We start from the raw sequence: 14,444 nt of genomic DNA on the forward strand, positions 1-14,444 counted from the left end.
TCGCTAATTTGTGATTTGACTCATCCTGTCTCTTGTTGTTTTCTCTTCGTTCCGGGAACACAAGGAGATATGAATGCCTGTCTACTGGTTCGACGGCCTGGCCGTGAACGTGGAAAAAATAGATTCACAGCACAAGAAACTCATCGACATGATCAACGGCCTGGAAAAGGCCATTGAAATGAGGCGAGGCACATCTCAGTTGACCCTTCTGGTTGATGAGATGATCGGTTACGCCCGTACTCATTTCAATGCCGAAGAAGGCCTGATGAACCGCTATGGCTACCCGGAATTCGATAGCCATGTGGCTGAGCATGAAGCGTTTATCGACAAGACCATGTCTTTGGCTTTTGCCCCCGATGATGACGAAAATCGTCCCGTAGAGGTCTTGAAATTTTTGCGCGAGTGGCTGGTGAATCACATCAATGGCACAGACAAACCTCTGGGGCCATTTCTCAATGCCCAAGGCGTACGCTGAACTCGCGTCTTTACTCCCGTTTTCCACTCATCTATTATCTTTACAACCCTTGTGCTTCGGGGTTAACTATTCGTTTTTCCTCCGCTGGAAGGGGGCAAATTGAACGACAACAAGGGGATCATTCCCATGCCCAGACATTTTCTGAGTATTCTGGATCTGGATAAAGACACCGCTCATGCCTTGGTCAAACGCGCCAAGGAGATGAAAGAGTGTGATTTTCATAGTGATCTGCTGGCCGGCAAGACCGTTGCCCTGATTTTCGAGAAAGCTTCCACGCGAACCCGCGTGTCCTTCGAAGTCGGCATCAATCATCTGGGCGGCAACTCGCTGCTCATGACCCCTGCGGAATCTCAGCTGGGCCGAAGCGAGCCCCTGTCCGACACCTCGCGCGTGTTGTCGCGCTACTGCGCGGGAATGGTGGTGCGGACCTTTGGTCAGGAGATCGTGGACGAGCTGTCGCATTATGCCTCGGTCCCGGTGATCAATGCCCTGACGGACATGTATCATCCCTGTCAGGTGATGAGCGATATGCTGACCATGTACGAACGCACTCCCGATCTGGCGAATCTCAAGGTTGCCTGGGTTGGTGACGGCAACAATATGGCTCATTCGTTCATCAATGCAGCGATCCTGTTCGGGTACGAGTTGGTTCTGGCCTGTCCCGAAGGCTATGACCCCGATCCCAATCTGATGGCTCACGCCAAGGCCGAGGGTGCACGTGTGACTCTGGTTCGCACGCCTGAGGAGGCCTGTGAAGGGGCGCATTACGTCAATACCGATGTCTGGGCGTCCATGGGACAGGAAGAGGAGCAGAAGCAGCGCGAGGCTGCCTTTGCTGGCTTCATGATCGATGATGATATGCTGGCTGTTGCCGACTCTGAAGTGAAGGTCATGCACTGCCTGCCCGCCCATCGCGGTGAGGAAATTTCTGAAGAGGTCTTTGAGAGCGAACGTTCCATCGTCTTCGATCAGGCGGAAAATCGTCTGCACATGCAGAAGGCCATCATGGAATGGATTTTCAGCGAGTAATAAATTGTTGGAATATGCGCGACGGTCTTGAATTTCCCTTGCGCCGCGCACCAGCACATATTGAACGGCCTGAATAAGGGTCCGAAACGCTGGTAGATTTATGGCGTTGAGCCAACATCAAAAAACACCCCGGGTGGCCGGGAGACCATTCAATATTTAGAGGTTTGTAATGAGTGATATCAAAAAAGTCGTCCTGGCTTACTCCGGTGGCCTGGATACCTCCGTCATCCTGACCTGGATCAAGAACACCTACAACTGCGAGGTCGTGACTCTGACTGCCGACCTCGGCCAGGGCGAGGAGCTGAACGGCATCGAGGAAAAGGCTCTCAAGACCGGAGCGATCAAGGCCTATGTCGAGGATCTGCAGGAAGAATTCGCCCGGGATTTCATTTTCCCCATGATGCGTGCCGGAGCCCTGTACGAGGGCCGTTACCTGCTGGGAACCTCCATAGCCCGCCCGCTGATCTCCAAGCGTCTGGTGGATATTGCCCATGCCGAAGGTTGCCAGGCCATCGCCCACGGCGCCACCGGCAAGGGGAATGATCAGGTGCGTTTCGAACTGGCCGCTGCGGCCCTTGACCCCAGCCTGAAGACTATCGCCCCCTGGCGTGAATGGGATCTGACCTCCCGCACCGATTGCCTGGAGTACGCCGCAGCCAATGGCATCGACGCCCCTGTTTCGCATTCCAAGCCTTACAGCTGTGACCGCAACCTGCTACATTGCAGTTTCGAAGGCGGCGAGTTGGAAGATCCCTGGAACGAGCCCGGCGAATTTTCCTACGCCATGTGTGTGCCGGTGGAGCAGGCCCCCGACGAGGGCGAGATCATTACCATCGATTTCGAGCAGGGTGATCCTGTTGCAGTGAACAACGAGCGCATGAGCCCCGCTGCCATCATGATCAAACTGAACGAGCTGGGCGGACGCCACGGCATCGGCCGTGTGGACATGGTGGAAAACCGCTTCGTGGGCATGAAGTCCCGTGGCGTGTACGAAACCCCGGGTGGAACCGTGTTGTTCTCGGCCCGGCGTGATCTGGAAGGCATCACCATGGACCGCGAGGTCATGCATCTGCGCGACAGCTTGATCGTTCGCTATTCCGAAATGGTCTATAACGGATTCTGGTTTGCCCCCGAGCGTGTGGCCTTGCAGGCTCTGGTGGACGACACCCAGAAACGCGTTACCGGCTCCGTGCGCCTGAAGCTCTACAAGGGGCAGGCCATTCCGCTGGGCCGCAAGTCCCCATATTCGCTGTATCGTGAGGAACTGGCGACCTTTGAGACGGATCAGGTCTACAATCAGGCCGACGCCGCCGGGTTTATCACCCTGCAGGGTCTCAGGTTGCGCGGCTACGGCACCAAGGGAGAATAAATGGCCGACAAGAAGATGTGGGGCGGACGTTTCTCCGAGGGCACTGCTGCCTCGGTGGAAGAATATACCGAATCCCAGAGTTACGATCGGGTCCTGTACGAAGAGGATATCCAGGGGTCCATGGCGCACGCTCGCATGTTGGCACGCCAGGGTATCCTCACGTCCGATGAAGCCGAAGAAATCGTCCAGGGCCTTGGCCGTGTGCGTGACGAGATCGAGGCCGGCGAGTTCGTCTGGAAGCGCGAGCTGGAAGACGTGCACATGAACATCGAGTCGCGCCTGACCGAGCTGATCGGCCCCTTGGGCGGCAAGCTGCACACTGGTCGTTCGCGTAATGATCAGGTCTGCCTGGATTTCAGGCTATACGTGGCGCGTCGTCTGGACGAGTGGAAGGATCTGCTGGCAACGCTGGTTTCCGTTCTGGCTGACAAGGCCGATGATAATCGCGAGGTGCTGCTGCCTGGCTGCACGCATTTTCAACCTGCACAGCCCGTGTCTCTGGCTCATCATCTTCTGGCCTATGCTCAGATGTTCAAGCGTGACCATCAGCGAGTAGAGGGTTGTATCGGACGCACGCGCATCTCTCCTTTGGGAGCAGCAGCTCTGGCAGGCACCACCTATCCTCTGGACCCGGCCTTCGTGGCTGAGGAACTGGGCATGAACGGTGCCTTTGCCAATTCGCTGGATGCCGTGTCCGACCGTGATTTCGCCATCGAGGCCGTGTTTACCGCTTCGTTGACCATGGCCCATCTCTCTCGCCTGTGCGAGGAGTTCGTCATTTGGGCCAACCCTGCCTTTGGTTTTCTGGATCTGCCCGATGCTTTTGCCACCGGGTCGTCCATCATGCCGCAAAAGAAGAACCCGGACGTGGCCGAACTGATGCGCGGCAAGACCGGGCGGGTCTATGGTGCCCTGACCACTCTGATGACTTTGATCAAGGGACTGCCGCTGGCCTACAACCGCGACATGCAGGAAGACAAGGAACCTTTCTTTGATGCCGATCGGACTGTGCGCGCTTCGTTGTCCATCATGGCTGATATGCTGGAAGAGATGGGCTTCAACGAGGACCCCATGCGAGAGGCTCTGTCCAAGGGCTTTCTGAATGCCACCGAACTGGCGGACTATCTGGTAGGCAAGGGCTTGCCGTTCCGCGACGCGCACCATGTCTCCGGCGCAGCCGTAGGCTATGCCGAGCGCGCAGGCAAGGGGCTGGAGGATTTGACTCTGGACGAACTCAGATCATTCTCGGAGTTGATCGAAGAGGATGTGATGGAGACGCTTCAGTACGAAACCGCCGTGGCCCGCCGCGAGGCCCCTGGTGGAACCGGTCCGGAATCAGTGGATCGTCAGATTATGGATTTGACGGACTGGTTGGATAGCCTTCAGTAGGCTAGTTTGAAATGAATCAACAAACAAAGCGCGCTCTGGTGTATCCAGAGCGCGCTTTTGTATTGCGAACACATCAAAGCTGCACTTTTGACTGTCCAAGAACAGTCATCTGCTGTGTTGCTGCAAAAAGTTCAAACTCTTTCGTATGTCGTATACGTGGCGAGCTTGAACTTTTTTGCGTCCCCCATCCCACTATTCTTGAACAGTCTGGAATGAGGACTTCATCAACAGCTAGCAGCCTGAAAAATGTATCGAAAGCGTCGTTGCTAATTAGCGCGGGCGGTAGGTGATGCGGCCACGGGTCAGGTCGTAGGGAGAAAGCTCCACTGTGACCTTGTCGCCGGGCAGCACACGGATGCGGAACTTGCGCATCTTGCCGGAAATGTGTGCCAACACTTCGTGATCGTTCTCAAGTTTGACTCGGAACGTCGCGTTAGGCAGCGCTTCTTCGACTGTGCCCTGAACTTCAATTGCTTCTTCCTTGGCCATGAATCCTCCATCAATGACGGTCTGCCCGCTGTTTTTTCCGTCAAACGAACGGTTGCGGGTCTGAATGGATATAATCAGGAAGGTGGTTGAGTCAAGTCGGAGTCCTCATCGGCCGTAGGAATAATAAAAGGAGATCCAACAATGGTTGTACTTTTTTGTTGGGAATATGTGCTTTTGTCTAGCTCGGGTAGCGTTTGTCGGGCCTTGTATATGCTTTTTGAGTGCATGCGGGTGCAAAAGCCACTCCTCACCGCGGCAGAAATTAAAGATATGAATATTATTTGTAGGCCTTCAGCCGTTGGTCCAGAGTTCCGGTATGCAGCTCAAAGAGATGGTCGTCATAATCATGGAAGTACAGCGACTGAGCTTCGCCCGGAATCCTCTGGCGACCGGCATGAACCTCAAGTCCCATGCCACGAACTCGTTGCGCGTATGTCTCCAGGAGATTTTCAGAAACCTTGAACGCGACATGGTTGTAGGAAGGCTCAGGCAGAGGTTCTCCCTCCATGATCGCTATCCAGACACCACCGACCATGAAAAAACGTTCCGGCGCGATGGAGTGGAGTTCCTCTCCACTGGCGTAAACCTGCTCGGCGTCGAATACGGTCGTCAGGAATCTGGACGTCCGCTCAAGATCGCGCACGATGAACGTGATATGACTGAGTCCTTCTATCATGCAGGTTCTCCTCCGCGCCCATAACGTCCTTCTTCGCTTGAATGGTTCACCGTTCCTGATGCACTTTCATCATTCGCGCCAGCGGTAGCCCGACTACGTTGGGCTTACTTGCCAAAGGGGCACTTGGGGAAGGTGCAGGCCTTGCACTGCAGGCAGAAGCCACCCTCGCCCAGGCGAGCCAGATCCGCGCGCGTGATGCGCTTGCCCGCCAGCAGGCGCGGCAGGATCAGGTCGAATCCGGTAGTCTTGTAGAACAGGGCACAGGCCGGGACGCCCAGCACCTGCACCGGGCCGATGTGGCCGATGAGGGTCATGGTTCCGGGCAATACCGGCATGCCGTAGAGCGCGTCGGCAGCCATTCCTGCGTCAGCCAGGGCGTGGCGGGTGACATCGTCGGGGTCCACGCTCATGCCCGCTGTAGTCACGATGAGGTCTGCGCCCTGGACGATCAGTTGTCGGACACCGTCGGCGATCTTCTCCCGGTCATCAGGTACGAGCAGGCTGCCTCGGACCTCGCTGCCAAGTTTCTCGATTTTGCTGGTGATGATGGGTGCGAATTTGTCTTCGATCAACCCCTGGAAGACCTCGGTTCCCGTGACCAGAATACCAACTTTTGCCTTGCGCAGGGGCAGCACCGAGAGCAGTGGCTCGTCGCCCAGTGCGGCAAGAGCGCGGCTGTAGTTGTCGCGCGAGATATAGAGGGGGATGGCGCGGCTGCCCGCTACGTCTTTGCCTGCCTCGACAAGCAGGTCGCCCTGGCGGGTGGCGCACATCACGTCGGGCGCCATGTTGAAACGCGTCAGTGCTTCCAGATCAATGGACAATAGCCCACCATGCTCCGCGCGGAAATTGATCTTGCCTTCCGAGGCCGGGAGGTCATAGGCGATGCCGTCACCGGCGATACGCTTGGCAAAAGCCTCCACCGCATCGTTTTCATGCACCCATTCGTCGCCGGGGTGTTCCCCTTCCACATAGACATGGTGTTTGCCCATCTGCTGCAGGCGACAGACGTCTCCTGCAGTCAGGGCTTGCCCGGCCTTGAAGGCCGGTTCCTTGGTCTCGCCGGGCTTGATTTCGGTCATGTCGTGCAGGGCCTTGCCGCCCACGGCGTCTTCAACGGCGACAGCTTCTAGCTCTGGAGCACTCTGTGACGGAAGCTCGGGAATGGCGGCATCCGTAAGCTGATAGGGCGCTTCACCCTGGCAGCCTCGGCAGATGGCGCCGTCCTTGCCGGGATAGGGCTCGCCGCAGGACGGACAGACATGGACACCGCCCATGTGGGCATGTCCCAGCCAGCGCTTGTCGATGACGATGGGCTGGATGGAGCAGATGGACGGGCCGGCGGTTTCGATCTCCGCAAACAGTTTTTCGGTGTCCTGCTCGGCCTTGGGCTTCAGCTTCAGGAACCAGGAGCGGATTTCGGGCCAATTCTCCAGTTTCTTGGCATCCACGGCCACCCGAAAGCCCTCGCCCGTAAATTTGTCGTAGAGCGATACGGCATAGCGGCCCAGGTTCAGGACCTTCATCCAGTTGTTGCCCACAGAACATAATGTCAGCAGTTGTACGGCGTCGGGCAGGCATTTGCCGGATTCCACCATAGCCTCGAACAGTGTGTCCTTGGGCAGGCGTTTCTTGGCTTCCTCTACCATGTAGCCGCCAATGAGCAGTCCCGGTGCCGGATAGCCATGGAACTCGCGAGCTTTTTCCTTGAACTCCTCGAACGTGTACTCACCGATATTCATATCGTTCTTCCCGTTGGGGTTAGATCAAAGTTTCGAGCAGCATACGCCGAGCAGGAAAAAAGAAAAAGTGGAGAAAGGAGTCTTGTGATGGAAAGAACATGGCGGCGAAGCATGAGATGCTTCGCCGCCATGAGTGAATGCGTGCTGTCGGGTTGTGCGGCCTAGAAGGCCTCCCGGAAGATGACCTCTGCACGGTTCGCATCAATGGGCGTCAGCGGGCCAAAGGGTTGGCGCCCTTCCATGACTTTGTCGGCCAGATAGCGGAGTTTATCCTCGGGGACGCCCGCTTCGCGCAGATTGGCGGGCATGTTGATGCGCTTGTACCAGTCTTCCAGACGCTTGATGCCCTGCTGTGCGGCAGTCATGTCATCGGATTCGGTCACGTCCATGACGTTGCGTGCAAAGGCGGCTAGCGGGGCGATATTTTCTGGGTTTTCTCGCATGACAAGGCGCATCCAGGCCGGGGTCAACAGGGCCAGTGAAACTCCGTGGGTCATGTCGTTCAGGCTGGACAGTTCGTGCCCCAGGAAGTGGATGGGAAAGCCGGCCATGGGCTTGCCCAACATCAGTTGCAGCCCTGCCAAAGCCATGGAACTGGCCCAGAGCAGGTTGGCGCGTGCCTCAAGGTTGTCCGGTTCAGCCAGCGCAGTTTCGGCGTTGTCCAACACCACGCGCATCAGGCCTTCATTCATGCGGTCCTGCACTTGTGTCCCCGGAGCGGGATTGAAGTACTGCTCCATCAGGTGACACAGGATGTCTGCAGCGCCCGCGGCAGTCTGCTTGGGGGGGAGGGTTGCGGTGTAAGCCGGGTCCAGAATGGAGAAACGCGGGAAGAGTCCGGGATGGAAAAGTACGAGTTTCTTGTGGTCCTCGCCAGCAGTGATGACCGCTCCGTTGTTCAGCTCTGATCCGGTCGCAGCCAGGGTCAGCACCGTACCCAGTGGGACGGTGGTTTGAGCCATGGCCTTGCCCGTGAGCAGGTCCATGACGTCCCCGTCCAAGTATGGGGCACCAGCGGCAATGGCCTTGCAGCAGTCAATGACCGATCCACCGCCCACAGCCAGGATGAAGTCCAGATTCTGGTCGCGGATCATGGTGATCCCTTCGCGCACGCTCTCCACTCGCGGATTGGGCTGAATGCCTGTCAGCTCCGCAAAGGGCAGCCCCGCGTTGTTCAATTCCCGCACCACCTCGTCGTAGACGCCGTACTTCTTGATGGAGCCGCCGCCATAGGCCAGCAGCACGCGTGTGGCGCCGTGGGCTTTGAGGGCTTCAGGAAGGGCAGCAATCTGGCCAACGCCGAAATGCACCTGTGTGGGGATATGAAAAGTGAAATTGTTCATCGTGTATCCTCCGTGTTGGGGTTCTTGTCCCATTGTATAGGGGGTTGGTTTCATTTGGGCAAGAAGGCAGCGATAAGTGCCCTAGGCACCGATTGGGAACTGGCGAAAAAAAGGCCCCGCGCGGGGCCTTGAAAGGGGCGATAATGATGCGCCTAGCTCGTGCCAAGTGTGGACACTTCGATTCCGGTGCGATTAGGCAGGGGCGTCCTCGGACTTGGTCAGGGCTGTCAGGGCAATGCCGAAGGGCAGATGATTTGCAGGCATTTTATCTTTCAGAGCCACGCCCGAGGTCTTGATGCGCAGGGCTTCTTCCATGAGGTAAGCCAGTTTTTGCACGCCGTCCTTGATGGAGAGGCCGCCTTCACGGACGTTGGAGATGCAGTTGCGAGCTTCGTCAGTGGTGCCCGGCTTGGCGTTATAGGTCATGTAGACCCCCAGCGAGTTGGGGGAGCTGAGGCCCGGGCGTTCACCAATCAGGATCACGACCACCTCGGCCTGAAGGATGCTGGCGATTTCGTCGGCCACGGCCACACGCCCGTTTTCCACCAGACAGACCGGTGCGACGCTGAGGGCGGCATGTTTGGTCAGCCCCAGAAAGCCACGTGCAAAGCTGAGAGCGTTTTCGTGGATGGCGCGGGAAGACAGACCGTCCGCGATGACCAGGCAGAGGTCGAAGTCCTTGACCTGCGTCTCCAGAAATTCGCGTGAGACCGTGCTGAGTTTTCTGCCCTTGTCCGGGCGAGTCAGGTACTCCTCCCGGTCTGCAACAGCACTATTTAGGCGCAGATGCCGTATCCCTGCGATTTCGAGTCCGTGCGCCAACTCGTCAATTTTGAAGGGTTGGTGAACGGCATCCCTGGCCTGTGCATGAGCCAGCTTGAAGGAGAGGCTCTCGGACAGTGGCAAACTTGTTCCACAGCGTCCGAGTCCGATGCGGGCATCGGTGAAGCATTTCAGCTCGGTCCAGGGATCGGCGGTGACGAATTGGCTGCTGTCCGTCGACTTTTGTGTTGTTGCAGGTGTTTTCCTGGTGCTCATTTCAGACCGTCCGACAGGCCTAGAAGGTTGTTGGATTTCAAAATGGGCAGGAGTTGCCCTTCCCGGTCATGAACACCAACGGATTCAAGCCATGTGGCGAATTCAGGAGCCGGTTTCAGATTCAGCAATTTGCGTAGATACGCAGCGTCGTGGAACGAGGTCGACTGGTAGTTGAGCATGATGTCGTCGGCGCCGGGAATCCCCATGACAAATTTGCAACCCGCTGTTCCCAGCAGGGTCAGTAGAACATCCATGTCATCCTGGTCGGCCTCGGCATGGTTGGTGTAGCAGATGTCTACACCCATGGGCAGACCCATGAGTTTGCCGCAGAAATGATCTTCCAGCCCGGCGCGCATGATTTGTTTGCCATTGTACAGATATTCCGGGCCAATGAAGCCGACAACCGTGTTGACCAGCAGCGGGTCGAAGGCCCGCGCTACGGCATAAGCTCTGGCCTCGATGGTCTGCTGATCCACGCCGTGGTTGGCGTTGGCGGACAGGGCGCTGCCCTGACCTGTTTCGAAATACATGCAGTTGTTGCCCACGGTCCCACGGTTCAGGGACAGGGTGGCCTGATGGGCATCCTTGAGCAGGCTGAGGTTGATGCCGAAGCTGGCGTTGGCTTGCTCGGTGCCAGCGATGGATTGGAAGCAAAGGTCCACAGGCGCGCCGTTTTCAATGGCTTCCATGGTTGTTGTCACGTGGGTCAGGACGCAGGTTTGGGTGGGGATTTCGTGCTTCTGCACCACCGAATCCAGCATCCAGAGCAGCTTGGTGATGTTATCGAGATTGTCGGTGGCGGGGTTGATGCCGATGACAGCGTCTCCGCAGCCATACATCAGCCCGTCAAGAGTGGATGCCGCAATGCCTTTCATGTCGTCGGTGGGGTGGTTGGGCTGCAGGCGTACGGAAAAGGTGCCGGGCAGGCCGATGGTGTTCCTGAAACGAGTCACGACTTCACATTTGGCGCCCACGAGGATCAGGTCCTGCATGCGCATCAGCTTGGAGGTCGCGGCTGCCATTTCTGGGGTGATGCCCGGAGCCAAGGCGGTCAGGGCCTGGGGTGTTGCAGCGTCGGTCAGCAGCCAGTCGCGCAGTTCACCCACTGTGAAGCCGCTTATGGGGGCAAAGGCGCCCTTGTCGTGACCGTCGATGATTAGTCGTGTCACCTCGTCGCCCTCGTAGGGGATGATGCATTCGTCAAGAAATCTGGTGAGTGGGACGTCTGCTAGCTCGATCTGTGCCCGGACCCTCTCTTCCTCTGTTTGTGCCGCAACTCCGGCCAGCACATCGCCGGAGCGCAGTGGCGTGGCCTTGGCCAGGAGTTCCTTGAGGGGCCTTGCTTTTTTCTTTGGCGTTGTCAGGGCAGTGCTCATGGATGGATTTCTTTTGTTGAATCCGGGGGCGAGTCATCGCCCCCGGGATAGTTGATGATATTCCTGTTGCCAGTGCGCTTTCAGCGCGGTGATGCCTGTGTGCCGGTTGCTATTTACCGAAGTAGAGCTTGGGCAGATACAAGGCGATCTCCGGGAAGGCCATGATCAGGCCAAGACCTATAACCATTAGGATAACAAATGGCACGATGGAACTGTAGATGTCCACCAGTGTGATTTCCTTGGGTGCCATGGCTTTCATCAGGAACAGGTTGTAGCCAAACGGTGGCGTCATGTACGCGATCTGGCAGGTGACGGTATACAGCACGCCGTACCAGATGGGGTTGAAGCCCAGGTGGATGATCAGCGGAATGTACAGGGGGGCGACGATGACCAGCATGGCCGTGTCGTCCAGGAACATACCCATCACGATGTAGGAGACCTGCATCATGATCAAGACACCCCAGGGGGACAGACCCCAATCCTCGATGAACAGCTTCTCGATGGCGTGCACCGCGCCCAGGCCATCGAAGACCGCGCCGTAGGCCAGGGCCGCCAGGATGATCCACATGAACATGCAGCTCACGCCCAGTGTCTGCTGCAGTGTGTTGTCCATGACCTCACGTGAAAGGCGTTTTTTGACAATTGCGGCAAGCAGGGCGGCGGCTGCGCCAACAGCAGAGCTCTCCACCAAGCTGGTGACACCCATCATGAATAGTCCGGTCACCGAGAAGACAATGGCCAGAGGCAGAACACCGGCGCCGAGCAGCTTGAACTTCTCCCAGGAGGGGATGTCTCGTTCTTCCTTGGGGAGTACGGGGCCCATCTCGGGGTTCAGCTTGCAGCGGATCACGATGTAGCCAATGAAAAGGACAGCCAGAAGCAGGCCCGGGAAGACTCCGGCCAGCCACAGCTGGCTCACGGGCTGGCGTGCGATCATGCCGTAGAGCACCAACACGATGCTGGGCGGAACCATGATACCCAGCGAGCTACCCGCCTGAATAACGCCTGTGACCATGCGCTTGTCGTATCCACGTTTGAGCATCTCCGGCAGAGCGATGCTGCTGCCGATGGCCATGCCTGCCACGGACAGTCCGTTCATGGCCGAGATGGCGACCATCAGGACAATGGTGCCGATGGCCAGCCCACCATGGAGCGGTCCCATGAAGACGTGGAACATCTTGTACAGGTCGTTGGCAATGCCGGATTCCGAGAGCATATAGCCCATGAAGATGAACAGGGGCAGGGTCAGCATCGGGTACCAGTTGAGCAGGACGATGCTGGCATTGAACGGCATCTCAGCGCCGCCGTTGCCCCACAGGGCCAGGGAGGCCGCTGCGGCCACGAAACCGACGGCTCCGAAGACGCGCTGGCCTGTAAGAAGCATGATCATCAGCGAGGTGAACATCAAAAGACCGATCATTTCATAGCTCATTACAGTTCCTCTCCTTTGGCCTTGGCCAGATCCTTGAAGAAGTTGGAGAGGGACTGCAGCAGCATCAGCAGGATGCCGATGCACATGATAATCTTGATGGGCGACATGGGTGGGTTCCAGGCGGAGTAGTTACGCTGGCCGTATTCCAGGGAATAGGCCGTGCTTGAAATGCCGCCGTAGAGCAGCGTGCCAAGGTAGAAGAGCAGGAAAAACGAGGTGATGGCATCCATGGTTGCCTGAGTTTTGGGCTTCCATGTGCTGTAGAGCACGTCCATGCGTACGTGCGCCCGCAGAATCATGGAGAACCCACCTCCCAGAAGGTAATAGGCAGCCATGGTGAATTGGGACAGTTCCACAGCCCAGATGTGCGGGGTGTCAAAGACGGTTCTTGATATGGATGAGAACAGCAGAATCCCCATCATCACGAATACGAGGTACATCGTGGCTGTGCCGACATAGAGATTAATCTTGTCGACGTATCGCACGTAGGTTTTGATTGCATTTGGCAAGGCTTTTCTCTTCCTTGTGTGGCTTGGGAGGCAGCGCCACCGAGGGCGGCACTGGGGTTGGGTTACGGTTGACGCTGTGGGTTTCAGCCGTGCCGTCGCGCCCGGCTTCTGAACAGAAAAGGCCTCTCCCGGTCGGCGATCCGGCCCGGGAGAGGCCATGCGTTCAGGTCAATGGGCGCGCGTTTTTGCCACCCGATATCAGTGGGCTAGTAGCGGTAAGGCTTGCCAGCCTTCTTCATGGTTTCTGTGTATTCCTTGAGTATCTTGACGATCTTTGCGCTTCTGGGACTCTTGGCAGCCAATTCGTCCCAGTATTTCATGGCCTCGTTTTCGACGATGGACCATTCTTCTTCGGGGATGGTGGTCAGTTCCAGCTTGCCGCCGTGAGTGCGGTAGTAAGCCTCTCCCCACCAGTACCAGTGCAAGCGGTAGTAGTGAGAGCTGTCCATGGAAAGCTTGAATAGGGTTTTCAGATGCTCAGGCAGGGCCTCCCATTTGTCGGAGTTGGCAAAATAGGAGCCAGCCCAAGCGCCGGAGATGTTATTGGTCAGGTAGTACTTGGTCACATCGGCCCAGCCCACTGTGTAGTCTTCGGTGATGCCGGACCAGGCAATGCCATCGAGTTCGCCGGTTTGCAGTGCGACTTCAACATCTTCCCAAGGCAGGGTGACGGGGACAACGCCGAAACGCTTCAGGAAGCGTCCGCCGGTGGGGAAGGTGAAGACTCGCTTGCCTTTCAAGTCCTTGACGCTACGGATGGGTTCGCGCGTGGCAAAGTTGCAGGGGTCCCAGGAGCCAGCGGAAAGCCACTTGACGCCATCGACTTCACTGTAGGCTTCTTCCCAAATTTCCTTGAGCCCGTAGTGGTTGAACAGGGTGGGCACATCCAGCGAATAACGGGAGGCAAAGGGGAAGTAGGCGGCGAAAATGGAGACATCAACGGGTGCAGCGATGGAATCGTCGTCGCTCTGGACCGCATCGATGGTGCCGCGCTGCATAGCCCGGAACAGCTCGCCGGTGGGGATCAGCTGGTCGGCATTGTACAGTTCGATGACCATTTCATTATTGGCAGCCTTGTTGAAGGCTTCGATCTGGGGCTTGATGACGTGCTCCGCCAGGGCAGGGCCTGCGTAGGTCTGCAGTCGCCAACGAATGGTGGACTTCTGCGAGGCATGTACGAAGGGGGCATTGACGACGGTGCCTGCTGTGGCTGCTACGGCCGCCGTGGCACCGACTCCGGCCTTTTTAAGGAATTCTCTTCTTTTCATCCGTCTTCTCCTGTGGGGTTGTTGAGTTCTACGTCCAGAGGCTGGGAGGTGCCGCTATTTGTTTGCAGGAGTAGAGCAATAAGCGTTCCTATGTGTTCTTTGAATTGTGAACAAATAAGAAAATCAATTGGTTAGAAGTGCTTAGCTGATATATCGATTAAAATAATGAGTGGAATAGCAAAGAGAAAGATCAAAATAAATTTTTAATTTTACAAAAATGTAACTTTAAGTGTCTGTAATTAAAACAAATTTGTTAAATTAAAAGAATTAATCTTGTCGCTGCCCGGTTGGGCTAGGGCTTGTGTCTAA

The 14,444-nt window shown here is 56.8% G+C and carries 13 protein-coding genes; 4 read left to right on the top strand and 9 right to left on the bottom strand.

All coding sequences use genetic code 11. The features are described from left to right. The first annotated feature begins 73 nt into the window (after nt 1–73). From EL361_RS01290 to argH, 4 genes are all read left to right on the top strand, one after another. Complete coding sequence (locus tag EL361_RS01290) at nt 74–475, top strand: bacteriohemerythrin (RefSeq protein ID WP_126375794.1); 402 nt, start codon at nt 74–76, stop codon at nt 473–475. A 126-nt stretch (nt 476–601) separates the two neighbouring features. After that, a complete protein-coding gene (gene argF, locus EL361_RS01295) occupies nt 602–1,504 on the top strand; it encodes an ornithine carbamoyltransferase (protein ID WP_126375796.1) in 903 nt (300 codons plus the stop codon). A 169-nt stretch (nt 1,505–1,673) separates the two neighbouring features. Next, on the top strand, nt 1,674–2,873 hold the full coding sequence (locus EL361_RS01300; RefSeq protein ID WP_126375798.1) for an argininosuccinate synthase: 1,200 nt from the start codon (nt 1,674–1,676) through the stop codon (nt 2,871–2,873). After that, nucleotides 2,874–4,262 carry an argininosuccinate lyase gene (gene argH / locus EL361_RS01305; RefSeq protein WP_126375800.1) on the top strand — a complete coding sequence of 463 codons (1,389 nt, stop codon included), beginning with the start codon at nt 2,874–2,876 and terminating at the stop codon, nt 4,260–4,262. Between the two features lie 270 nt (nt 4,263–4,532). Here the strand turns inward: argH and infA are convergent, their stop codons facing one another. The 9 genes from infA to EL361_RS01350 all read right to left on the bottom strand — a co-directional run bounded on the left by infA (nt 4,533) and on the right by EL361_RS01350 (nt 14,135). After that, on the bottom strand, nt 4,533–4,751 hold the full coding sequence (gene infA / locus EL361_RS01310) for a translation initiation factor IF-1 (RefSeq protein WP_126375801.1): 219 nt from the start codon (nt 4,749–4,751) through the stop codon (nt 4,533–4,535). 277 nt (nt 4,752–5,028) lie between these two features. Next, on the bottom strand, nt 5,029–5,427 hold the full coding sequence (fosX, locus tag EL361_RS01315; RefSeq protein ID WP_126375803.1) for a FosX/FosE/FosI family fosfomycin resistance hydrolase: 399 nt from the start codon (nt 5,425–5,427) through the stop codon (nt 5,029–5,031). Between the two features lie 104 nt (nt 5,428–5,531). After that, nucleotides 5,532–7,169 carry an FmdE family protein gene (locus EL361_RS01320; protein WP_126375805.1) on the bottom strand — a complete coding sequence of 546 codons (1,638 nt, stop codon included), beginning with the start codon at nt 7,167–7,169 and terminating at the stop codon, nt 5,532–5,534. Between the two features lie 161 nt (nt 7,170–7,330). Next, the gene (locus EL361_RS01325; protein WP_172961580.1) at nt 7,331–8,512 is read right to left on the bottom strand and encodes an iron-containing alcohol dehydrogenase; all 1,182 of its coding nucleotides are present in this window, start codon (nt 8,510–8,512) and stop codon (nt 7,331–7,333) included. A 192-nt stretch (nt 8,513–8,704) separates the two neighbouring features. After that, nucleotides 8,705–9,550, bottom strand: coding sequence for an ethanolamine ammonia-lyase subunit EutC (gene eutC, locus EL361_RS01330; RefSeq protein ID WP_126375809.1), 846 nt, complete (start codon nt 9,548–9,550; stop codon nt 8,705–8,707). Continuing rightward, complete coding sequence (locus EL361_RS01335) at nt 9,547–10,926, bottom strand: ethanolamine ammonia-lyase subunit EutB (RefSeq protein WP_126375811.1); 1,380 nt, start codon at nt 10,924–10,926, stop codon at nt 9,547–9,549. The genes eutC and EL361_RS01335 overlap by 4 nt, the downstream gene beginning before the upstream one ends. A 109-nt stretch (nt 10,927–11,035) precedes the next feature. Next, entirely contained in the window at nt 11,036–12,358 is a 1,323-nt protein-coding gene (locus tag EL361_RS01340) for a TRAP transporter large permease (RefSeq protein ID WP_126375813.1), read from the bottom strand. Further along, nucleotides 12,358–12,867, bottom strand: coding sequence for a TRAP transporter small permease subunit (locus EL361_RS01345; RefSeq protein ID WP_232034847.1), 510 nt, complete (start codon nt 12,865–12,867; stop codon nt 12,358–12,360). The genes EL361_RS01340 and EL361_RS01345 overlap by 1 nt, the downstream gene beginning before the upstream one ends. 206 nt (nt 12,868–13,073) lie before the next feature. After that, complete coding sequence (locus EL361_RS01350; RefSeq protein ID WP_126375815.1) at nt 13,074–14,135, bottom strand: TRAP transporter substrate-binding protein; 1,062 nt, start codon at nt 14,133–14,135, stop codon at nt 13,074–13,076. Nucleotides 14,136–14,444: the final 309 nt, after the last annotated feature.

The organism is Desulfovibrio ferrophilus (assembly GCF_003966735.1).
GTDB lineage: Bacteria > Desulfobacterota > Desulfovibrionia > Desulfovibrionales > Desulfovibrionaceae > Desulfovibrio_Q > Desulfovibrio_Q ferrophilus.